Here is a 23,224-nt window from a genome sequence, read left to right as displayed (position 1 = left end):
ATACTTATTCATATCATCTGGGTAAGGTCACAGTCATATAATAAAAGACCAAGGACGTAAGTATTTCTTTCCTTTTGCAGAAGAATATTGTCACTTATTTACTTAACAATTCAAAAAACTTGAAAGAATAAAGATAGCTATTGAAATTATCTTGATTTACATCAGTTATCCAAGTTTGACATTGAATACTTAACACTTCCTCTATTAACGCCTTTCTGTAATGTTTATCCAGATGAGACATTATATCATCAAGTAGAAGAAGTGGTGCCTTATTGTAATGAATACACCTTGCTTTTACACTGGATAAAATAATAGAAAGCAGTAATAACTTTTGTTCTCCAGTGGAGCACAGATTTATTGGTACGTTTCTTTTTTGACAAAAAACCCGAAAATTATCGTTATGCACACCAAGGGTTACTCTACCAGTCAATGAATCTTTTTCTCTGTTTTCCTTTAGACGATTCTGAAAATATTCTGCAGTATCGTCCAAAGTTAGCTGGCTGCTGAATTTCAAACTTGCCTTCGGAAAAAGCTTACTGGAATGGTTATCAATTGTATCTTGTAATATTTTTAAAACAGACGATCGCATATGTAAAATACTAACTGCATTAACGGCCATTATGTTTTCAAGACTAGAGAACCAGTTTTTGTTCAAAATGTTCTCCCTCAATAGTTTACTTCGCTCATGTTTAGCTTTTCTATATTTCATGTAGCAGCAAGTGTAATTTTCTTTAAACAGTGAAACTATACGGTCTAAAAATTTTAATCTGTCACTTGGAGAATTAAGAAGAACATAGTCCATTTGTGGAATCAGCCATATTACATTGGATATCTTATACAGAGATGAATAACTTGATTGCGTTTTTCCATCAATTTGTATTAGTTTCTTATCAAAACTCTTTGCGATACCAATTGAATTAAAATCCGTTCCATTAAAAAAATCATAGTGCACTACCCAATCTTCATTACTGAATCTATTTTGTATCTCACTGGCTTTTGCTTTTTTCATTCCATTGCTTTTAGCAAGCAACGAGATTGCTTCAAGTATATTAGTTTTACCAATACCATTTTCGCCAGTTATTACAACTGAGCTATCATCTGAATCCAGTTCAAAGTTTGAGTGGCTACGAAAATTATGTAATTTCAGCTTTTTTATGTAGCAATGGGTAGCCATTAACCTATTCTTTAGTTTACATTCTCCTTACTTCTTCCAGAACCTCATCAACATGCCCACTAACTTTTACATTTTTCCAGATCTTCACTACTTTACCTTTTTTATCTATTAAAAAAGTAGTGCGCTCTATTCCCATATACTTTTTGCCAAACATACTTTTCTCTACCCAAACACCATATTTTTCCAACATTTCAGCATTCTCATCAGAAACTAAGGAAAATGGCAGAGAATATTTTGCTTTGAAGTTAGCGTGGCGCTTAACACTATCTTTTGATACACCAATTATCACTGTGTCAAGGGAAGAAAAATCATCTATTTTATCTCTAAAGCCTTTTGCCTCCATCCTACAACCCGGAGTATCGTCTTTAGGATAAAAATAAAGAACTACATTTTTTTTATCAAAAAATTCACTCAATGATAAATTTTCACCAGAATCTGTTGGTAAGCTAAAATCAGGTGCATTATTTCCTACTGCTAATTCCATACCTTGCTCCATTAATAACACTTTTATGGTATTATAGTAATATGGTGCATTATTTCCTACTGCTAATTCCATACCTCGCTCCATTAATACCACTTCTGTGGTATTATAGTAGTATGGTACATTATTTCCTACTGTTAATTCCATACTTTGCTCCATTGATAACACTTTTATCTATAGTAGTATATTGTAGTCAGAGTATCAAATTTTATATATAGCTAACAGATAAGATTCTTGATGGGGGCTTATTGATAAGTTTCTGCCTTGTATCTTGTAAAAAGCATCTAATGCTTTAAGCTTAAGCATTGTAAGTCATGCTCATTAGTTTCCTCATCTCTTATAGTATTGCTAGATATATAATTGGATTTCTTAGGAAACAAAATACAATTTGAAATCGCAATAAAGAAGACCTTCTTTAAATTAGTGTATCTGCCAGACTGTCTTGAGTAAACTTTACCAGCATATGCTTGTGCGCGTTTTTCAAAGCACTTGTCGCGAGCGAGCTGCATTTCGACCACAAATGCAGCCTTGTAGAGAGGAGTATCATCACCATTGGTCTTAGCATTAATATCAGCCCCTTTTTCTACAAAATATTTCACTGCATTTAAATTACCTTGCTTGGCAGCTAAGTGTAAAGATGTGTTGCTATATTCCTCTATAACTTGCTCTTTTCCTGTTTCAGTAGACAAAATTTGTTTGAGATCATCTATAAAATCTTTTAAATCTTCTATATCACCTAAAAGTTCCCTGGCTGTTTCTAGAGTTTTCTCCTGTCCACGTTTTGTAACTAAGTACCGATTGACTACCTGTAAACCACGCTTCCAACCCAGTTTATCTACCAGCCGATATGCACGATACATAAGGACTACTGAGTAATATATACCTCTTCCCATATCTCGCTTTGAACGACTAAGTTTAACTGTATCATCTATTAGCCCACTTACCCCTACATCACTAATTTTATCACTAAGACTTTTTTGCTTTAAAGTGCTAGACCGTAACAACTGAATGGTATTATATCTTGTAGCTATTTTACCAGTTAACTGTTGCTGACCTATAACCATTTCACCCCCCTTAAGTGTAATTAGAAATTACCCTCACTGTAAAACTAAATGGTCGTAAACAATTTATATAAATACTAAGTATAGCCTTGCTTATAACACGGATATTTTTAGTGTCAACAACTTTTTAAGTAAATTTTATACAGATCAGAAATTGAATAGAAAAAACAAAACACGTAAATTAGCCTGTAGGTTTATTTATCACTATTACTTCTGCTTTCTTTTTTACAGCTACTGTTTTTGCAATTTTATCATGAAAAAACTGCTTTCGTTTGTCAAATATTGCAGATACAAAAATTAGTATTATAGCTGTAAAAATTAAGTCTGATAAAGGTTCAGGCCACCATTTAGAAGTATACTTATCAAAAAATAATATATCCATAATGAATAAAGAACTCAATATGAAGCTAATAACTTCAAGAGAAACATACCTAATTGTTGCTTGCATTAGAGTAATATTGTTAAGTGTATTTGCATCTTTTATACGGATACAGCATAACAATTGCCCTAGAGTACAACTAAATCTTCTTGTTATGAATATTCCGAATACTATTGATAGCAAAAAAAATAAGCAAATGTATATGATTAATAGTTGAGATTTAGCAGGGTGAAAAATTATTTTTACAAAAGGAAAATAGACTAAAGAAATTCCCATAATAATAAGACGGTCAATAATATATGCTATAGCACACCTAGTTATTCCCACATATACATAGTTTAATCTTGGATAGCATTCTTCAGACTTATGATCCATTACTACTGTTTTTGCAATTTTGTCGTAGAAAAGCTGCTTACGTTGATCAAATATTGCAGGTATTAGGATCAATATTGGTAAAATTAAAAACCACTCAGAAATATAGAGAGGTACAAACAAAAATGCCTTGAGAGTGCTTCTCATCACTACTTGCATTAAAGCAGCGTTTTTAAGTGTGCTTGCATCTTTTATGTATATACCAAGTAGCAATTTTCCTGGAGTCGAACCAAGTCTTGTTATCATTAATACTTCTAATGCTATATATACTAAACTTTCTAGTAATGTACCTAAGTCTTCTAATATTTCATATCGTTCTGATATAAGGCCTGTATCAATGTCAGGGGCTTTGTTGCATAGCTAGTGTTGGTTGAGGTTATTGTAAGAAGAAAAGCTTTTTAATATATGGCTACTAACGCATTTTGTTGTAAAATAGGCATTTTTCAAACAAGTACAACTTATGCCACAAAAAATGAGAGTAAGTAACCAAAGAGAATATAACGAGTTTCTCAAAAAAAGAGGAAATGTTTTTCATTTTGTTAATCAAGCCATAGAAAATTGGTATGAAAATAGTCCAAAAGTTGCAGGTGGCAATAACACTTATAGTGATAAAGTTGTAATTTTAATACACATAATAGTTCATCTTTTTAGAATTGGCTTGAGACAAGCTGTAGGTTTTGTAAAAGGTTATATGGTACAAATAGGCAAAAAACTTAAGATTATCAGCTATACACAAGCTTCCAGAAGATTTAAAAAGCTTAATTTGAAGATTGATGACCATAGAAGCAATAAAGATGATCTGGAAAATGTTGAAATTGCCGTAGATAGCACTAGAGTTAGTATCTACAATAAGAACGGTGGGCATAGTAAGCTTAATATTCGAAAAAGAAAATACAGTGGTTATGGTCAAGTAAGAAAATTACATGTTGTTTTAAACATAAATGATAAGAAAGCAATAAGCATGAACTACACTAGTGGTGTTGCTGTAGACTATTTGCCGGTCTGCGATATGTTAGAAGAAGTCAGTGATAAATATAACATTTGTTCTATTCGAGCAGATGCGGCTTATGATATAAAAAGTGTGTATAAAGAATGCAGAAAATACAATATTGTGCCTATTATTCGCCCTAGGAAGGATACTAAAATTTGTTTAGCTGACTACTTATCAGAAAGAAACAAGTATATTAGTAGAATTAGGTCATATGAGAATTATGAAGATGGTATTAATGAATGGAAGAAAAAAGTTAAGTATGGAGCACGGTCTTATATTGAAGTCTTTTTCTATAGGTTGAAGCAAATATTTGGGTTTGGCTTGAAAAATAAATCAGAGGTAAATCGTGAAAAAGAGCTGTTAATTAAGTGCTACTTATTGAACAAATTTACTGATATAGGTATGGCTAAATTTAAATTAGCTGCGTAAATTCACTGTGATTTACATGCCTATCAGTGCTATGCAACAAAGCCCCTGGATCACGCAAATAATGCCCATGTTTTTCAGTATATTTGAGCAGGCTGTACATAAGAATTGCAATTGTAGAGCATATTATTGTTAATAGTAAATTTGGTAAAATGCCATAGCGAAAAAATTTTCCTACTATATATATTCCAATAGCCCCAAACATCATATTGCAGAATGAGAGGACTGCACTACCAAGCCCTATACCTTTGATCGTTTCTAAAGCAGAAGTTACGTTATTGCTGATTACTAATGCAAGCCCAATATTGGCTGGAATCCAGGCAACTTGAAGAATTAATATATTTAACTTGTCCGCGAAATAAAAATATACCAATAAACTATCGGATATTATCGGTAACACCAAACCTATTATTAGCATTTTGCTAACCCCTACTTTTGGTACATACCTTCTATTAATTAAAGTTCCAATTATGTAAAATATGACTATGATCGATATGAGGTAGCCAAAATACTGTACTTCAATGCCCATTGATTCAAATATGAACGGGTAGTTAGCAACATATGCCCAAAGCCACATGAAAGTTAATCCATGAATGGCTGAAAACCCAAGGAAACGATAATTTCTAAATATTGATATGTATTGCTTGAAGATATTAGTAGTTATGTTAGTTATACTGGTTTCATTTTTATTCACAATGAGTGTTTCTTGTAACTTAAAGTAAATAAAAATAAGCATAGCAATTGCCGCAAGTGATATAATAAAAAACAAAAATTTCCAACTATACCCATGTGAAATTATATAACCGCCCACCACTGGAGCTATTCCAGGTGAGAGTGCCACTACCATATTTAACTTTGAAATTACTCTCGAGTATTCACTACCCGAGTACATATCCCTTATTGCTGCATACCCAACAACACCTGCAACACCTGCCCCTGCTCCTTGTATGAAGCGAATTAGTATCAAGAGCGCAATACTGTCGGCTATATAACACATGATACTTGCTAAAGTAAAAATTGTCATACCAATCAGCATCATTGGACGCCTACCATAATGGTCCGATAATGGACCATAAATTAATCCAGATACTGCAAATCCAACTAGATTCAAGCTAATTGTAAGCTGCACTACACTGCCTTCTACTTTAAAATAATTGGCAATGCTTGGTAGTGCAACTGAGTATAGGTCAGTTGCCATATCGACAATTGCTACAGACAATATCATAATAAGAGAGATGATATTTTGCGAAAGAGCTGTTTTCACTTAATGATTTACTGGATTAAATATACTTGATTATAATATATTTTTTTCATTAGTATAAGTACAATGTTACATAGTAAACGATGTCATTCGAGTAGCGGACACTGTCCTCCTTTGTCATCCCAGTGCCTTGACTACTTGGATCCAGGAATTTTATTAAGTTGGTAAGCATAAAAGTAGCCGTTTTATACAACGTTTTGATGATTATGAAAAAGCTGGATTCCAGACTGGAATGACACCCTCCTAGTGGATTCAAATCACAATGTTCGTACAGTTATGTGCTTTGACACTAGAATCTTAAGCTAAAATCATAAAAAGCCTGAATTTCAATATCTTATCTTCAATTATTCAGGTTTAAGTTTAAATACTGAGCATCAATTGTTCAGGACCTTTGCTTCCGTGTTATCCAACGAATCACCATAAGTCACTGCTTTGAGGTAAAATTTTCTCCCTGATTGCACTTCAAAAGAAATTATTGAATCATCAAGTAAGGTAAATTTCTCACCTCCTGTATGCTCATACTCTTTAGTACCTTCTTGCCCTCTAATTAGGTTGCTAAGCTTATATTTATTTTTATCTATGAGTTTAGTACTCTGGAATTTCACTATCTCTTTTCCGATTAATGCTGAATTTGAATCGATAATTCCTAGCAGCTTACCAAAACGTAATACTATTACAAGCCCCTCATCGGTAGATTCCATTACATATCCGTAAGTAGACTGTTTATTTGTGCTTGCGATAGGCTTATAATCCTTATCGTTGTACGAAATAAAGAGCGTTGCTCCCTTCCAATTCCTTTCCTCACCAATTAAAGTAAAGCTTGCGATATTACCTTTAACATGCGGTAAATCTATCATTTCTACGATGGTTTTGCTGATATGAGAAGGAGGGTATTCCTTCAGCATAAGAGACCTTGTTGAAGGAAAAGAAAGCTTATATATGGAGCTGTCATAACCAACACCACTTACTTGAATGGACATGCTTTCAAATTTTGTTTTTATAATTCTCACCGTATGCTTTTTCTCACCGTCTAAAATCGTTATGACATCACTTGGCGCAAGCCACGCATATTTTATCGGCAGCTTGAAATTGTATATATTTCTCTCTTGCCACGAAGAATAAAGTAAAACCTCAGCTATATTTTGCGCCTCTCCCTCCTCCATAATGGCTTTGTTGCATAGCACTGATAGGCATGTAAATCACAGTGAATTTACGCAGCTAATTTAAATTTAGCCATACCTATATCAGTAAATTTGTTCAATAAGTAGCACTTAATTAACAGCTCTTTTTCACGATTTACCTCTGATTTATTTTTCAAGCCAAACCCAAATATTTGCTTCAACCTATAGAAAAAGACTTCAATATAAGACCGTGCTCCATACTTAACTTTTTTCTTCCATTCATTAATACCATCTTCATAATTCTCATATGACCTAATTCTACTAATATACTTGTTTCTTTCTGATAAGTAGTCAGCTAAACAAATTTTAGTATCCTTCCTAGGGCGAATAATAGGCACAATATTGTATTTTCTGCATTCTTTATACACACTTTTTATATCATAAGCCGCATCTGCTCGAATAGAACAAATGTTATATTTATCACTGACTTCTTCTAACATATCGCAGACCGGCAAATAGTCTACAGCAACACCACTAGTGTAGTTCATGCTTATTGCTTTCTTATCATTTATGTTTAAAACAACATGTAATTTTCTTACTTGACCATAACCACTGTATTTTCTTTTTCGAATATTAAGCTTACTATGCCCACCGTTCTTATTGTAGATACTAACTCTAGTGCTATCTACGGCAATTTCAACATTTTCCAGATCATCTTTATTGCTTCTATGGTCATCAATCTTCAAATTAAGCTTTTTAAATCTTCTGGAAGCTTGTGTATAGCTGATAATCTTAAGTTTTTTGCCTATTTGTACCATATAACCTTTTACAAAACCTACAGCTTGTCTCAAGCCAATTCTAAAAAGATGAACTATTATGTGTATTAAAATTACAACTTTATCACTATAAGTGTTATTGCCACCTGCAACTTTTGGACTATTTTCATACCAATTTTCTATGGCTTGATTAACAAAATGAAAAACATTTCCTCTTTTTTTGAGAAACTCGTTATATTCTCTTTGGTTACTTACTCTCATTTTTTGTGGCATAAGTTGTACTTGTTTGAAAAATGCCTATTTTACAACAAAATGCGTTAGTAGCCATATATTAAAAAGCTTTTCTTCTTACAATAACCTCAACCAACACTAGCTATGCAACAAAGCCATCCAGGAACATAAAGGTCATAGATTATTAACGGCTTTGCCGTGATAATATAATTTTACAGGAGGTGTGGGATGAGTGATGTAAATGAAGATATAGTAACAGATAATTTTGGAAATACTCCTTTACATTGGTCTGCTCTAAATGGCGAAAAAGATGTAGTAAAAGCCCTATTGGATAAAGGGGCAAATGTTAATGCAAAAAATAATAGTGGATGTACTCCTTTACATTGGGCTGCTGAATATGGCAAAAAAGATGTAGTGAAAGCCCTATTGGATGAAGGGGCAAATGTTAATGCAAAAGATAATTCTGGAAAAACTCCTTTACATGAGGCTGCTCTAACTGGCAAAAAAGATGTAGTAAAAGCCCTATTGGATAAAGGGGCAAATGTTAATGCACAAAATGATGAAGGAAAGACTCCTTCCAATTTAGCCACTGATGAAGGAATACAAGATCTATTGCAAAGCGTAAAAAAGGCCAATGATAAACTGCTTAAGGCTGCTGAAAACGGTAATATTGATGATGTAAAAAATCTGTTGGGTAAAGAAGGAAAAGCACAGGTTAATGCAACAGATGATTCTGAAAATACTCCTTTACATTTGGCTGTTGAAAAGAATGACAAAGAGGTAGTAGAAGCCCTACTGAAAGTAAATGGGATCAATGTTAATGCACAAAATAAGGGTGGATGGACTCCTTTACATTTTGCTGCTGGAAATGGCGAAAAAGATGTAGTAAAAGCCCTATTGGATAAAGGGGCAAATGTTAATGCACAAAATGATAAAGAAGAGACTCCTTTACATTTTGCTGCTCGAAATAACAACAAAGAGGTAGTAGACGCTCTAATAAAAGCAGGAGCAAATATTAATGTAAAAGATAAAGATGAAAAAACTCCTTTCGATTTAACTACTAACGAAGAAATAAAAACTCTATTTCAAAAAGCCGCAGAAAGCCCTGATGCTGGTTTAATTGATGAGCCATCGACGGATAGTAAAGGGGTTCAAGAAGAAGATGCTGGTACAGAAAAGAAAGAAAAGCAAGAAGGTGATGCTAAATCAGAATCAGACGGCTTTGTTGCATCGCTACTTATGAAAGGCTAACTATAGCTAGGATTATAAGCAACCTATTGAAAATCTTGTTTTTTTGCAATCAATCTGATCAAATTTAAGAATAGTAATTTATTATTTATATTAATAAACTTAATTCTATTGAAAATAGCTAAAGCATTGAAATTCTTGAATTTTAGCCGGATTAGTGAGTGGTAGTGAAATTTCTTTTACTCAAATTTAGGTATTCACTGACCGTTCTTGTTATAAATACCAGAATAATAAGCTACTGATATTCTCCATCTTTTTTATCTTTAATCCATCATAGCTAGCGATGCAACAAAGCCAATCAGACATTGCAGAAAAAGGAACTGGTGTAAGCAACGGTAGTCAACCTACAGGACCTACACAAAATAATGGAGGACAACCCACCACCAGTGCAGGACAAGGAACTGGTGTAAGCAACGGTAGTCAACCTACAGGACCTACACAAAATAATGGAGGACAACCCGCCACCAGTGCAGAAAAAGGAACTGATGTAGCAACCGGAAGTGCACAGCCTATTGCTCCCATAGAACCTGCACAAACAGAAGAACAGCCGAGCTCTTTTTTTGGTAGTTTGTTTAGTATACTTATGAAGCCTTTTTCATTAATTGCATCATTTTTTGGTGGGGTTTTTTCATGGTTGTTTGGGTCTGATGAGCCAATACAATCATCATCTGAATCTGACCAACCAGTTGTGTTAGAACCACCGAATAGTTCAGGAGACCATGACATAATATAGCTAAAGGTTTACTAGATTCCAGCGTCACGCGCTGGAATGACATGGTGGGATGCATCCAAGTAGCTGACACTGGTTTCCATCCAAGAGGGCAGTGCCCAGGCACTGGTTCCTTTATGACGGTGTCATCCCAGTACCTTCTCCTGTCATCCCAGTGCGTGACACTGGGATCTCATTTTACTTTATGATGATGTCATGAAAGTAGCTGACATTGGGATCCAGAAGACTTAATTTCAACCAAATAATAAAGGCTAGATCCCAGTACCTTCTCCTGTCATCCCAGTGCGTGACACTGGGATCTCATTTTACTTTATGATGATGTCATGAAAGTAGCTGACATTGGGATCCAGAAGACTTAATTTCAACCAAATAATAAAGGCTAGATCCCAGTACCTTCTCCTGTCATCCCAGTGCGTGACACTGGGATCTCATTTTACTTTATGATGATGTCATGAAAGTAGCTGGCACTGGAATGACAGCAGTCCTACGTCATACCGCCGCGGTATCTCTTAGCATAGATCCCGCTAACAAGTAGCGGGATGACGGTTGTCGGTGAACCTAAGTTACTTTAGCTACAAACGTTAAGAAATTTACCAAACGAAAAAAAGGCAAAAGAAGCCCTAGTCATTGTCTACTTTCAGTATTGGCGTTTTTTAAGTCTTAAACACTGCAATTTAGCTGCTTTTAAATGCAACTCACCTTTGTTTAAATGTTTAAGAAATTTACTAAGCAGAAAAAAAGGCAAAGAAATCCCGTGTTAGCTAGTTGTCACTCTCTAATCCTGCAAATTGGCGTACTATACTGTCTTAAACGACTTATAAGCGCGTTTCAGCTTGTGTAGGTAAAAACCTAGAAATGTTGTGAAGACATAAGGTGCACATAGTGCAAAAAATTAAAAATAAGACGCCAACTACGTTGTTTTCTTGCTGTTTAATCTGCACAGATGAAGATAACTGAATACCTTCAGTTTCATGATAAAGGGGCTGGCAGAGTTTGTCAAGTGGTTTCTATTGAATATATACAGTGGAATGATAAAATTCACACACACATTTTACTACGTGATCAGCGCTGATATTAAAATGCTCATAAAGTGTTTTATAAGGTGCTGATTCTCCAAAGCTTTTCATGCCAATAAATATACCGTTTGAACCTATATATTTATGCCAACCCATTTCACTTCCAGCTTCAATTGCAACTTTGATGCTGTCATTATTTAATATTGCCGCTTTATATTCATCACTTTGCTCATCAAAAAGTCTCCAGCATGGCATAGAAACAACCCTTGTACCTATACCCTTTTCCTGCAATTTCTCCCTTGCTTCAACTGCAATTTCAACCTCGGACCCCGTAGCAAATATTGTCACTTTTAATTCTTTTGAACATTCACACAAAACATATGCACCAAACTTCGATAGATTAGCAGATTGATCGATATCAAAATAGAATTTGCGCATGTAACTTACGTTTTGCCTTGAGAGCGCAAACAGTGCAGGTGATTCTTTTTTTTCGAGTGCAATGCTAACACACTCTAGAGTTTCAACTGCATCGGCTGGCCTAAAAACATATAGATTTGGTATAGCACGAAGAGAGGCTAAATGCTCTATTGGTTGGTGAGTTGGGCCATCTTCTCCCACTCCAATTGAGTCATGAGTCATCACATAGATAACCTGCTGTTTCATCAAAGCTGAAAGACGTATAGCAGGACGACAGTAGTCGGAAAATACCAAAAAAGTGCCACCATAAGGAAGAATCGCGCCGTGAAGTGCCATACCATTCATACATGCTGCCATAGCGTGTTCTCTCACTCCATAGTGGACATAAGAACCACTATAATTATTACTATCTATTACCTGCATGTGCTTATATTTAGTGCAATTTGACCCAGTAAGATCAGCAGAACCGCCGATTAATTCCGGCATATGTTGTGTTAAAAGTTCCATTACCATGCCGAAAGAAGAACGTGTAGCTTCGTTTGGCATTGTCTCGTGTATTTGTTTCTTCAAGTTAGCCAAAACATTATCGATATTGTCTGGTAGACGTTTATCTAGCCGTCTTTGAAGTTCTTTATTTTCACTGGATTCCAGTGTCAAGCACTGGAATGACACCGAATTGCTGTTATCTGGCAGACGCTCATCTAGTCGCCTTTGAAGTTCTGCATGATATCCTGTCATCCCAGCATTCTCTTCTGTCATCCCAGTGCTTGACACTGGGATCCATTCTTTTTCTTCTTCACTGGTCACATGCTGGAATGACAATGAATTGTAATTTTGCCTTGCTCTCTCAACAGTTTTCTTCCAGGCGTTTTTCACATCTTCTGGCACATGGAATGGCTCGTAATTCCAGTTTAATTTCTCTCTCATCTGTTTGATGTCTTCCTCCGAAAAAGCACCACTGTGAGCAGAGGATGTGCCAGCACGGCTTGAAAATTTTCCGATAATAGTTTTGCAGCAGATCATTGTAGGTTTATCAGACTTTTTTGCTTGCTCTATTGCAAGGGATATGGCATCAAAATTATGGCCATCAATTTTGTCAACATTCCATCCATACGCTAAGAAGCGTTTCTCTACATCATCAGAGCAGGAAAGGCAAGTAGCGCCATCTATAGAGATATCATTATCATCAAAAAGGGCTATTAATTTATTCAATTTAAGATGCCCAGCAAGTGATGCTGCTTCATGGCTTATTCCTTCCATAAGACAGCCATCCCCTAGCATTACGTAAGTGTAGTGATTGATTCTGAATTGCTTTTTAAGGATTGATTCAGCAAGTGCCATGCCAACAGCAGCGGCAAACCCCTGACCGAGCGGGCCTGTTGTTGCCTCTACCCCGGAAGTCAAGCCAAACTCTGGATGACCTGGGGTCTTGGATCCCATTTGCCTAAAGTTTTTTAGCTCATCTATGCTAGTATAACCTGTCAAATATAATATTGAGTATAGTAACATTGACCCATGACCGTTTGATAAAACAAAGCGATCTCTATTGAACCATTTAGAATCATCAGGATTATGATTCAGATATTTAGCAAACAAAACAGTTGCAACATCTGCCATGCCAAGTGGCATACCTGGGTGTCCAGAGTTTGCTTTTTGTACTGTATCAATTGATAAAAAACGGATGGCGTTTGCCATAGATTCCAAATGTGAATGATTCATGTGTTAATAGAAAAACTTAAAAATGAAGTATAAAAGATTATATCAGCAAAAACAAGTTGACACTGAATGCTAAAATCCTTAATAATCTAAAGTTAAATCGTAAGAGTTTTTATATGACAACTGTTATCACTAGAAAGTATAGGATTAGCCGTAGACTTGGTGTAAATTTATGGGGTAGAGCTAAAGACCCAGTAAACAAAAGGAAATACCCTCCAGGTCAACATGGTATTCTTGGATTCAAGAAGTTATCCGACTTTGGTAAGCAGTTTGCTGCGCATAAGAAATTTAAGTTTTACTATGCGATTTCAAGTAAGCAGCTCAGACGTACATTTTTAGATGCTTATAACAGAAGGGGTTATACGGCTGATAATTTTATCGGTATTTTAGAATCAAGGCTCAGTTCTGTTTTATACCACTCTGGTCTTGTGCCAACAATTTATGCAGCGAAGCAGCTCATATCTCATAAGCACGTTACAGTTAATGATAAGGTGGTCAACATATCGAGTTATCGAGTGAAACCAGGTGATATAATAAAAATAAGAGAAAGGGCAGCAAAAATCCCTGTAGTAGTAGAGGCTGAACAAAAACAAGAGCGCAAGGCTCCGGATTATTTAGAGACAGATAGTAAAGAGCATTCAGTGAAGTATTTGAGGTCACCTCAATATTCTGAGGTTCCTTATTCAGCAGACATGGAAGTCAATTTAGTAGTAGAGTTTTACTCTAGATAGATAAAAAAAAGCCCGTGTGGCGGAATCGGTAGACGCAGCGGACTTAAAATCCGTGGGTTTTGCGACCTTGGGAGTTCAAGTCTCCCCATGGGCACCAATTTAACTTAGCAGATAAATACAAAAAAGTATGAAATGGCTTGATATAGAAGATATTGTAGAAGCTCTAGAGGAAAAATTTCCAGATGAGAATATAATTAATATCAGATTCACTGAGCTTAAAAAAAAGGTCTTGAGTTTAGAGGAATTTGATGATGATGAAAAACGCTGTAACGAGAAAATACTCGAAGCCATTCAAGCAGCTTGGATTGAGGAAAGATCTTAACAAATAAGAAATAACTATCGCTATTAAAAGTTAGCGCGTGACGCTGGAATCCAGAAAAAAAAGAAAAATGGATCCCAGTATCAAGTACTGGGATGACAACAAAAAAGAAGGAGTCTAAAATTCGGACACCGTATATCATTCATTTTAGACAATACTGTACTTTTTAAATCTAATTTAAAATTCACTCAGGTTAATAATAATTTAACTAATTACAATTAAAACAGCTAGAAGGTTAATTATGAGGCAAAGATGGCAGCACAAAAATTTTTGGATGGAACGTGATTACGACTTGCCTGACAAGTGCTACGTTGAGATAAATTTTACATAAAAATACTGCTTTTTATGGTGTGAGGCTAGAGGTTTGTAAAGTAGTTAGAAGGTTGTCATCCCAGTGTTAGCTACTTGGATTTGGCACTGAGGAAATCCAATGTAGTAGTAAACCTTACTTATTTAGTTATACTAGAAACAAAACAGAAAAATGCTCAAACGTAGCGGTCCAAAAAAATTAAAGTCTATAATTGAAAATTACGCATTAAAATGCATGAAAAATAAGATTAGCAAAAATGAAATACGTCTGATTTTAAACTGGCGAAATATAGTAGGGAAAGAAATAGCAGAGTGTACAAAACCGAAAAAGATCTCATATGCACAGAATGTAAATTCTGGTGTATTGCATCTAGTAGTAACAAATGGCAGTAAAGCATTAGAAATTCAGCATATGATTTCTCTTATAATAGAAAAAATTACGATATTTTTTGGCTACAAAGCAGTATATGGTATAAAAATTAAGCAAGAGAGTATTGACTATTTGACTATATAAGGTAATCTAAGTACATAGAATAATTTGGTATATTGAAGTGAGTAGAGTTTGTGAATTAACAAATAGAAAAAAATCTTTTGGTAATAAGGTATCACATTCGAATCGTAAAACAAAGCGTACCTTTCTTTTAAATTTACATAAGGTTACGTTGACAAGTGATATATTGAATAAAAAGTTTAGATTTCGTGTGGCAACAAGAACTTTGAGAACTATAGATTACAAAGGTGATTTAGATGCTTTTTTGCTCAACACAAGAACGATTAAACTAAGTGAAAAAGCGCAGAAGATAAAAAGAAGGTTGAAAAAAGTTTTAGTAAAGCAAGAGGTAGAGTTAGCCGTTTCAGATGCATAGCAAACCTCAATGGCTCAGAGCAAAAGCTCCGACCGGTGAAGTATTCAATGAAACTTTAAACATCGTTAAACTGCATAACTTACATACGGTATGTGAAGAAGCTGCATGTCCAAATATTGGTGAATGTTGGAATAAACGTCATGCTACTGTGATGATTCTTGGTTCTGTTTGTACTCGTGCTTGTGCATTTTGCAACGTTGCAACTGGCATTCCTGATAAACTAGACCCTCATGAGCCAGAAAATTTAGCAAAAGCGATAAAAAAGTTAAACTTAAAACATGTTGTCATTACCTCTGTTGATCGTGATGATTTACCAGATGGTGGCGCAAATCAGTTTATACAGTGCATAGAAGAAATTAGAAAGATAACTTCAGAAACAACAATAGAGATTTTAACTCCTGATTTTTTAAATAAGAAAGGAGCATTTGAAGCAATTGCTGTTGCATCACCTGATGTCTATAACCACAATATTGAAACAGTGCCGAGATTGTATGCAAAAATAAGACCACGAGCTCGCTATTTTCATTCACTATATTTGTTGAAGATGGTAAAGCAGATTAATCCTAAAGTTTTCACGAAGTCAGGGCTTATGGTTGGTCTTGGAGAAACAAAAGAGGAAATACTTCAGGTTATGGACGATTTGCGCAGTGCTGAGGTTGATTTTATTACAATTGGTCAATATCTACAACCAACTCCAAAACATGCAAAACTTGATAGGTATGTTACCCCAGAGGAATTTGAGCATTATAAATACGTTGCTTACTCCAAAGGTTTCTTAGTGGTTGCATCAAGCCCACTAACTCGGTCATCATACCACGCTGAAGAAGATTTCAACAGGCTCAAGGCCTGTCGTTGACATTTGTGTTAATTCAAATTAATTTTTACTAATTATAAAGGAGTTGAGCGACTGTACGTAATGTCTACTATAAAAATCGAGAAGAAATCACAATTAGTTAAAGAGGTATTCGATTCCGTGGCAAGTCGCTACGACACCATGAATGATATAATGAGCCTCGGAATGCACAGATTATGGAAAGATAAGATGGTAAATAGTGTGCATTTTACAAAAAACTCTAAGATTTTAGATATTGCTGGAGGAACTGGAGATATAGCAATAAGAATAGTAAGAAAAGAGCCAAGTGCTAAGGTTACAGTATGTGACATAAATCAAAATATGCTAAGCAGAGGACGTGATAAAGCTATAAATTCAAACCAAATTAATTTTGATTGGGTATGTGCGAATGCAGAAAGTTTACCATTTGAAGACTCCGAATTTGATTATTGCACAATAGCTTTTGGCATTCGAAATGTTTCTGACCGCAAGAAGGCTTTAAATGAGGCGCACAGGGTATTAAAACCACATGGAAAATTTATCTGCTTAGAATTTGCCCCTATGCACTATCAAAATGAGATATTTACCAAACTTTATGACTTATATTCATTTAAAGTAATTCCTAAAATTGGCAGCATAGTTGCTAAAGACAGGAGTTCTTATGAATATTTAGTGAAGAGCATTAGAGAGTTTCCAACTCAGGCTGATTTTAAAATGGAAATTGAAGAGGTAGGCTTTAAGAATGTTGAGTTTCATAATATGAGCTATGGAATAGTGGCATTACACATTGGAACAAAATGAATATTAAATTCTGGTATAGAACGCTGGATTATTATCTCATCCTTCCAGTGTTTTTTTTGCTCACTATAAGCTTCATTCTTGTTTATTCAGCAAGCCCTGTAATTGCGCAGCGTCTTTCTTTACCACAAGATTATTTTATACGGCGCCATACAATTTATATAGTCCTGTCACTAATTACCCTGGTGACATTTTCTTTTCTCAACACAAGAACTATACTTAACCTCTCATTCGCAGGTTTCATTTTATTTACTATTTTAGTGGCAGTTGCGATAATACTTGGTATAGAGGTAAAAGGTGCGAAACGATGGTTACATATTGTCAAAATTTCAGTTCAACCATCTGAGTTCGTAAGGCCATTTTTTTCTGTTGTTATAGCTAGTATCTTAGCCAGCGGAATGAAGTTTAAAATGCACATATCAATCATAATATTTCTGTTAGTTTTTGTGTTGTTACTTTTGCAACCTGATTTCAGTATGTCCATGCTTTTAACATATTCTTTTATTGGTCAAATGTTTATTGCATGTATACCACTTTTATACTTTCTATGCATAATAGGAATGGCCACAACTGGAACTACAATAGCTTACTTATGCCTCCCACATATAAAGCAAAGGATTTACAATTTTGTCTTTTTTACGCAACGCGATAACTTTCAAGTCACAAAATCATTAGAAGCATTCAAAAGAGGTCAATTAACTGGAGTTGGACCTGGTGAAGGTAGCGTAAAAACCTCTCTTCCTGATTGTCATACAGATTTTGTGTTTTCTGTTTTAGCAGAAGAATTTGGTTTGATTACGTGCTTAGCCACATTGATGTTATTTGGCATCATTTCCGCCCGCTTGCTTTACGTTGCATATAGAGAAAATGAATTATTCAATCTATTGGTGATTCTTGGTATCTCAATTCAATTCATCACACAATTCATAATAAACACAGGGGTAACATTGAGTGTTTTTCCCACCACCGGCATAACCCTGCCACTACTTAGCTATGGTGGTTCTTCTCTTTTATCTTCGAGCATCGCACTTGGCATAATGCTGTCTTTCAGTAGAAATCAAGCTATCGCATTAAAGTTTCGTGAGCGTGTTATGCTTGTGGACTAGTGGTCACCCGCTCACAACTATTATTGGTATCCCTCCAAAATGGGTATCTGTTCAGATGAGTGGCAAGAGATATTATGAAATCTGAAAGAGTTATGCATAGCTGTACAAACATTCATTTTTGAAGACAGCAAATGGTGTCATTCCAGTCTGGAATCCAGAAATTTTGCTTATAACTGAGCTGATGAGCTAAAGGTAGTTGTCTTACGCTAAAACAAACGTTTTTAATTAAGTTGCATAGAACCAGTGTCTGGGCACTGCCCACTGGTGGCCCAAACTACAACGTTCGTACAGTTGTGCATGGCGCTAACACGTAGCGGGATGACAGCAGTCCTACGTCATACCGTCACGGTATCTCTAGATCCCGCTAACACGTAGCGGGATGAAGGTTGTCAGGGTGTCATCCAAGTAGCCTCTTTCTTGTCATCCCAGTGCCCAGACACTGGGATCCAGGAAACTTAATTGCAAGTAATGCATTGGGTTTGGTGAGTATGGGTTTTGCGTTATAGAATGAAGCACTTTTGGTGAATTTGTAAAGAAAACTGGATTCCAGACTAGAATGACACCTACAGACACTCCACTTGTTATTCTAACGCGTGACACTGGAATCTAGATAACAATTAGACTATATTGTCAAGCAATAGGATTACATAAAATACCCTGCATATATTTTCTGCTCATTTGGTGGGCCTTGTTCTTCTTTCACTTCTTCTACTTTAGTACTAGGTTTTAACATCATATATGTGATACCACCAACTGCTAGTGCTGCTGCTGCAATTGCAACCACTGCTGTTACTATAGGTATTAACTCAACTGCAACCGTTCCGGTTACAAAAAGTGCCATTGCTACAGCAGTGCCTAATACTGCGACTGCACCACCTGCAAAAACACCTTTTTTAATCGCTGATGTAGGTTGTTTTTTTTCTGTTTCTTCCAGAAGAGGTGTTGTATCCTTATTATCATCCTTATCTTGCGGTAAATCGTTTTTTTCTTCGTTTAGTTTTTTTAGCTGTTTTTCTTCTTCTTCCAGAAGCTTCTTTATATCACCAGTTCTAGCTAAATCTCTTGGAGTTTTTCCAGAATTATTCTTTAATAAAAGATCTGCTCCTTTTTTTAATAGAACTTTTACTATATCTATATGACACTTGTAAGCAGCCAAATGTAAAGGAGTCCATCCATCTTGATCTTTTGCATTAACATCTGTTCCTTTTGCTATTAGAACTTTCACTGTGTCTACATGACCATTTCTAGCAGCCAAATGTAAAGGAGTGTATCCATCTATATCTTTTGCATTAACATCTGCTCTTTTTGCTATTAGAACTTTTACTGTATCTATATGACCATTTCTAGCAGCATTATGTAGAGGAGTACTTTTAAAATTATCTTCTGCATTAACATTTGCTCCGTTTTGTATTAGAGCATTTACTATCTCTATATAACCTTTGTTAGCAGCATCATATAGAGGAGTACTTTTAAAATTATCTTCTGCATTAACATTTGCTCCGTTTTGTATTAGAGCATTTACTACATCTGAATGACCATTTTTAGCAGCTGAATGCAATAACATAAATCGATCATATGCTATTAATGTATCATCTAATGTATCATCTTCAATTTCAAATAGGTAATCTACATCAAAACCAGCTTCTTCCCATTTCTTATATTCTTCTGGATATTTCTTTAATTCCTCTTTTATTTTGTCAATTACGTTGTCTTTACTTAAGCCTTCCTCCTTATCAACTGCGCTTAACATTCTTTTCCACTGCTCATAGTTCATTGTCATAATTTTACCCCTACTTCAATAATATTTTAATTATCATGTATTATGGCAAAAAAAATCAACTCATTTCTTCCAAAGGCTCTATATTGAAGATAGAAAGTCCAGAAGCGATGACGTGTGCTAAGGCTTGTACAAGGAACATTCTTGCAGCGGTGAGGTTTAAGTTGTCTTCCAGTATGAACCGCATGTTTAAATCACTCTTGCCATACCCCCATAAAACGTGAAACGCTTCTGCAACTTCAAGTAAGTAGAAAGTAATTCTGTGTGGCTCATAAAGCCTTGCCGCTGTTTCTATCACATTTGGCCACTTTGCTAAGGTTTTTATGAGGAAGAGCTCCCCATCTGTCTTTAAAAGTGAAGGGTCTGCTGTTGGGAGCTCTTTTGGAGCATTACGCATTAACGAATGAGCACGAGCATGCGCATATTGCACGTAAAAAATAGGGTTGTCTTTTGACTGTTCTTTAACTTTAGCAAAATCAAAGTCCAAGACCATATCATTCTTGCGTGTTAACATTATAAAACGAGTTATGTCCCTGCCAACTTCTTCCACTACATCTCTTGCTGTGAGGAAGTTTCCTGATCTTTTGGACATCTTAACAGGTTTGCCATTCTCGAAAAAATTCACAATATTATGCAGTTTTACCTCTATTTTTGCTTGATCATCACTTAGTGCAGAGACAACTGCTTTTAGCCTTTTGATATAACCACTATGATCACTACCGACTGCTACTATCATATTATTAAAACCACGTGATATCTTATCAAAATGGTAAGCGATATCTGAGGCAAAATAAGTCCAACTGCCGTCCTCTTTCTTCAATGCGCGGTCAACGTCATCACCAAATTTTGTAGAGCGAAATAACATTTCTTTTCTGGAAGTCCAGTTTTCACTTTCTTTGCCTTTTGGTTTCTCCAGGTACCCTTCATGCACCAAACCCTTGTCAGACAATATCTTTATACTCTCTTCAATTTTGCCACTTTTTTGTAGCTCATACTCTGAAGTAAAAACATCATGACTTACCCCAAGTAAGTTCATGTCTTCCTTTATGATTTCTAAGATAGAACTTAAAGTATATTCCCTAATCACCTGATTATCTTGCTTTTCTAGAAGCTCCTTGCCATATTTTTTGGCCAGCCCATTCCCTATCGGTTTTAAATATTCACCTGGGTATAAACCTTTTTCAATGCTGATTTTTTCTCCCAGAGCTTCCTTATACCGCAAATATACTGACTTTATTAGTGTATCTATCTGCGCTCCAGCATCATTAATATAGTATTCCTTAGTAACTTTATAACCAACTTTTTTCAATAAATTTGCCAAAACGTCACCAAATACTGCTCCTCTTGCATGACCAATATGCAGTGGACCAGTTGGATTTGCCGATACAAATTCAACATTGATGGCCTGATTGTTCCCTATATCTAGGGTGCCAAACTCTGTTTTTAGCTCATTTATTTGTTTTAAAATTCCATGCCATACTTCTATTTTTAAGTGCATGTTGATGAAACCAGGGCCTGCTATTTCCACTTTTGCAACTTCATCAAAAGGTTTAAATTCTCTTGCTAAGATCCCTGCAATCTCAACTGAATTCCTCTTTTCATGCTTTGCAAGCACCATGGCAACGTTTGTGTAAATATCTCCATGCGCTCTATTGCTTGGAGGCTCTACAATAAAATTTGCCGCACTTGTATTTATGACACCCCTTTGCTTCAACTCATTTAATTTGCTGGAAATTAGAGAGGAAACCTGTTTGAAAATGTTCATTAACTAAAAAGCTATAAGACTTGTAGCAGTATAGTGGATAAATGGAAGGAGTTGAAGGGTTATCTGATGTAATCTATAGCTAAAGTGACTTAGGTTTACCGACAATTTGAAGAACTGTCATTCCGCTACCCGTTAGCGGCCGCGGTGGTATGACGTGTTGCTCCGTGTCAGCTACTTGGATGACACCTATAGCCCTGTCATTCCAACGCGTAACGCTGGAATGACAAAGAAGAATGGGCTATTGGTTTTTCATATGGTTATGCAAAAGCCTAATCTTGCAGTCTTTTCTTTAATGGCACATGTATCAAAATCGTATAAGCTTATACCATTCCCTGTTCAAAATATCATTTATATAAAAAACACTGGCACTACCTCCGAAGAATCCCAAATTACTTCTTTGCACAATTCACAATCTCTGCCACCTTCTGTACAATCAGTTATTCTTTCCTTCTGATCAAAAAATGCTCTGCATTTATCAAAAGTTTTATTACTTATTGTTCCATCTTTTCTTACAAGTCTATCTGTTTTCTTGTCAGCAATCATCAGTGATTGACTTTGAGAGAGCACCACCACTGGCTTGCCTCTGTCAATACTGTCAGGGTAGTAATATGCTCTTGTGTTAACTAAATAACTATTGTCAGAAAACATGTCATTCTTACAAGATGCATACCAATCAGGCCAATGATCTTTGTTACCAACTTGGCGTATATTATAAGATTCTTTGCAAGTACTATTCGAAGGAATAGTAACGCACCATGAATTCATAGTTCCTCTCCAAGTGATAAAAGGGTATTCCATGCCATTCTTATTGCAGTCAGTTGCCGTTATACCAAATTGTTTTACATAATAATCATTAGTTTTAATCTTGTCAATAATGTCTGCACTTAAGTCAGGGTATAATTTATTTATTGCCTCTCTTATATAAAGCTTACCATCGTTACTTACGTCAATATAGTTACCATCTTTTTTGCTGTTTTCACATCCTTTTCGGTTACACCCACCATCATCAATTATTTCTTTAGTTTTCTCTTCAAGGTTACACGTTTTTAATATGTCACAATTTAACTTTACCTTTAATTCTTTGTCTATTTTTTTTTCTACTTCCTTTATCAATTCACCCTTAGTCTTATCATCAATCTCAAACTTAAGATCTTTCTCTAGTTCATTTTTAATCTTTTCTTTCAGTTCATTCTTAGTCTTATCATCAATCTCAAACTTAAGATCTTTCTCTAGTTCATTTTTAATCTTTTCTTTCAGTTCATTCTTAGTCTTATCATCAATCTCGGACTGGCTTTGTTGCATAGCACTGATAGGCATGTAA

At 35.4% G+C, this 23,224-nt stretch carries 20 protein-coding genes, 1 tRNA gene and 2 pseudogenes; 11 read left to right on the top strand and 12 right to left on the bottom strand.

The features are described 5' to 3' along the window. Positions 1 to 94 precede the first annotated feature (94 nt). From recF to ABWU38_RS04785, 5 genes and pseudogenes are all read right to left on the bottom strand, one after another. Positions 95 to 1,174: a DNA replication/repair protein RecF gene (recF, locus tag ABWU38_RS04805; protein ID WP_353272577.1), complete on the bottom strand. Its 1,080-nt coding sequence runs from the start codon at positions 1,172 to 1,174 to the stop codon at positions 95 to 97. A gap of 16 nt (positions 1,175 to 1,190) precedes the next feature. Continuing rightward, the gene (gene bcp, locus ABWU38_RS04800; RefSeq protein WP_264688477.1) at positions 1,191 to 1,658 is read right to left on the bottom strand and encodes a thioredoxin-dependent thiol peroxidase; all 468 of its coding nucleotides are present in this window, start codon (positions 1,656 to 1,658) and stop codon (positions 1,191 to 1,193) included. A gap of 302 nt (positions 1,659 to 1,960) precedes the next feature. After that, positions 1,961 to 2,176 (bottom strand): annotated as a pseudogene (locus tag ABWU38_RS04795) (PD-(D/E)XK nuclease family transposase); the annotation flags it as partial. A 9-nt stretch (positions 2,177 to 2,185) separates the two neighbouring features. Continuing rightward, positions 2,186 to 2,515: pseudogene (locus ABWU38_RS04790) on the bottom strand (ankyrin repeat domain-containing protein); the annotation flags it as partial. 382 nt (positions 2,516 to 2,897) lie between these two features. After that, positions 2,898 to 3,713 carry an RDD family protein gene (locus ABWU38_RS04785; RefSeq protein WP_410542154.1) on the bottom strand — a complete coding sequence of 272 codons (816 nt, stop codon included), beginning with the start codon at positions 3,711 to 3,713 and terminating at the stop codon, positions 2,898 to 2,900. 214 nt (positions 3,714 to 3,927) lie between these two features. Here ABWU38_RS04785 and ABWU38_RS04780 point away from each other — a divergent pair, with 214 nt between their 5' ends. Further along, entirely contained in the window at positions 3,928 to 4,887 is a 960-nt protein-coding gene (locus tag ABWU38_RS04780; RefSeq protein WP_353272271.1) for an IS5 family transposase, read from the top strand. On the opposite strand, the gene ABWU38_RS04775 is transcribed toward ABWU38_RS04780, so the two are convergent. The 3 genes from ABWU38_RS04775 to ABWU38_RS04765 all read right to left on the bottom strand — a co-directional run bounded on the left by ABWU38_RS04775 (position 4,871) and on the right by ABWU38_RS04765 (position 8,315). Further along, positions 4,871 to 6,109: a multidrug effflux MFS transporter gene (locus ABWU38_RS04775; protein ID WP_353272827.1), complete on the bottom strand. Its 1,239-nt coding sequence runs from the start codon at positions 6,107 to 6,109 to the stop codon at positions 4,871 to 4,873. The genes ABWU38_RS04780 and ABWU38_RS04775 overlap by 17 nt on opposite strands. Positions 6,110 to 6,519: 410 nt before the next feature. Beyond that, on the bottom strand, positions 6,520 to 7,308 hold the full coding sequence (locus tag ABWU38_RS04770; protein ID WP_353272576.1) for a phage tail protein: 789 nt from the start codon (positions 7,306 to 7,308) through the stop codon (positions 6,520 to 6,522). Positions 7,309 to 7,355: 47 nt separating this feature from the next. Continuing rightward, complete coding sequence (locus ABWU38_RS04765) at positions 7,356 to 8,315, bottom strand: IS5 family transposase (RefSeq protein ID WP_353272271.1); 960 nt, start codon at positions 8,313 to 8,315, stop codon at positions 7,356 to 7,358. 186 nt (positions 8,316 to 8,501) lie between these two features. On the opposite strand from ABWU38_RS04765, the gene ABWU38_RS04760 reads away from it, so the two are divergent. Both ABWU38_RS04760 and ABWU38_RS04755 read left to right on the top strand, forming a co-directional pair. Beyond that, entirely contained in the window at positions 8,502 to 9,524 is a 1,023-nt protein-coding gene (locus tag ABWU38_RS04760) for an ankyrin repeat domain-containing protein (protein ID WP_353272575.1), read from the top strand. A 280-nt stretch (positions 9,525 to 9,804) separates the two neighbouring features. Beyond that, positions 9,805 to 10,254 carry a hypothetical protein gene (locus ABWU38_RS04755; protein ID WP_353272574.1) on the top strand — a complete coding sequence of 150 codons (450 nt, stop codon included), beginning with the start codon at positions 9,805 to 9,807 and terminating at the stop codon, positions 10,252 to 10,254. Between the two features lie 1,004 nt (positions 10,255 to 11,258). Here the strand turns inward: ABWU38_RS04755 and ABWU38_RS04750 are convergent. Next, complete coding sequence (locus ABWU38_RS04750) at positions 11,259 to 13,403, bottom strand: transketolase family protein (protein ID WP_353272573.1); 2,145 nt, start codon at positions 13,401 to 13,403, stop codon at positions 11,259 to 11,261. A 113-nt stretch (positions 13,404 to 13,516) separates the two neighbouring features. Between ABWU38_RS04750 and rpsD the strand changes: the two genes are divergently transcribed. The 8 genes from rpsD to ABWU38_RS04710 all read left to right on the top strand — a co-directional run bounded on the left by rpsD (position 13,517) and on the right by ABWU38_RS04710 (position 18,361). Continuing rightward, positions 13,517 to 14,131: a 30S ribosomal protein S4 gene (rpsD, locus tag ABWU38_RS04745; protein ID WP_265016347.1), complete on the top strand. Its 615-nt coding sequence runs from the start codon at positions 13,517 to 13,519 to the stop codon at positions 14,129 to 14,131. Between the two features lie 10 nt (positions 14,132 to 14,141). Further along, positions 14,142 to 14,228 (top strand) — tRNA-Leu (locus ABWU38_RS04740). A gap of 30 nt (positions 14,229 to 14,258) precedes the next feature. Next, the gene (gene iscX / locus ABWU38_RS04735; RefSeq protein WP_253308941.1) at positions 14,259 to 14,453 is read left to right on the top strand and encodes a Fe-S cluster assembly protein IscX; all 195 of its coding nucleotides are present in this window, start codon (positions 14,259 to 14,261) and stop codon (positions 14,451 to 14,453) included. 478 nt (positions 14,454 to 14,931) lie between these two features. Continuing rightward, complete coding sequence (locus ABWU38_RS04730; RefSeq protein ID WP_182182927.1) at positions 14,932 to 15,273, top strand: DUF721 domain-containing protein; 342 nt, start codon at positions 14,932 to 14,934, stop codon at positions 15,271 to 15,273. Between the two features lie 37 nt (positions 15,274 to 15,310). Further along, on the top strand, positions 15,311 to 15,625 hold the full coding sequence (gene rpmB, locus ABWU38_RS04725; RefSeq protein WP_006279619.1) for a 50S ribosomal protein L28: 315 nt from the start codon (positions 15,311 to 15,313) through the stop codon (positions 15,623 to 15,625). After that, positions 15,618 to 16,481 (top strand): lipoyl synthase, encoded by an 864-nt coding sequence (gene lipA, locus ABWU38_RS04720; RefSeq protein ID WP_264732375.1) that lies wholly within the window; start codon positions 15,618 to 15,620, stop codon positions 16,479 to 16,481. The genes rpmB and lipA overlap by 8 nt, the downstream gene beginning before the upstream one ends. Before the next feature lie 60 nt (positions 16,482 to 16,541). Continuing rightward, positions 16,542 to 17,258 (top strand): bifunctional demethylmenaquinone methyltransferase/2-methoxy-6-polyprenyl-1,4-benzoquinol methylase UbiE, encoded by a 717-nt coding sequence (gene ubiE / locus ABWU38_RS04715; protein WP_253308943.1) that lies wholly within the window; start codon positions 16,542 to 16,544, stop codon positions 17,256 to 17,258. Beyond that, positions 17,255 to 18,361: an FtsW/RodA/SpoVE family cell cycle protein gene (locus ABWU38_RS04710; protein WP_253308944.1), complete on the top strand. Its 1,107-nt coding sequence runs from the start codon at positions 17,255 to 17,257 to the stop codon at positions 18,359 to 18,361. The genes ubiE and ABWU38_RS04710 overlap by 4 nt, the downstream gene beginning before the upstream one ends. Positions 18,362 to 19,004: 643 nt before the next feature. On the opposite strand, the gene ABWU38_RS04700 is transcribed toward ABWU38_RS04710, so the two are convergent. The 3 genes from ABWU38_RS04700 to ABWU38_RS04690 all read right to left on the bottom strand — a co-directional run bounded on the left by ABWU38_RS04700 (position 19,005) and on the right by ABWU38_RS04690 (position 23,205). Next, a complete protein-coding gene (locus ABWU38_RS04700) occupies positions 19,005 to 20,141 on the bottom strand; it encodes an ankyrin repeat domain-containing protein (protein WP_353272572.1) in 1,137 nt (378 codons plus the stop codon). A gap of 55 nt (positions 20,142 to 20,196) precedes the next feature. Further along, a complete protein-coding gene (gene argS / locus ABWU38_RS04695) occupies positions 20,197 to 21,903 on the bottom strand; it encodes an arginine--tRNA ligase (RefSeq protein ID WP_253308947.1) in 1,707 nt (568 codons plus the stop codon). Between the two features lie 348 nt (positions 21,904 to 22,251). Further along, positions 22,252 to 23,205 (bottom strand): hypothetical protein, encoded by a 954-nt coding sequence (locus ABWU38_RS04690; protein ID WP_353272571.1) that lies wholly within the window; start codon positions 23,203 to 23,205, stop codon positions 22,252 to 22,254. Between the last annotated feature and the right edge of the window lie 19 nt (positions 23,206 to 23,224).

This window comes from Wolbachia endosymbiont (group A) of Urophora cardui, assembly GCF_964028435.1.
GTDB lineage: Bacteria > Pseudomonadota > Alphaproteobacteria > Rickettsiales > Anaplasmataceae > Wolbachia.
Note: the sequence above shows the minus strand (reverse complement) of the source record. Positions and strands in the feature narration are given on the sequence as shown.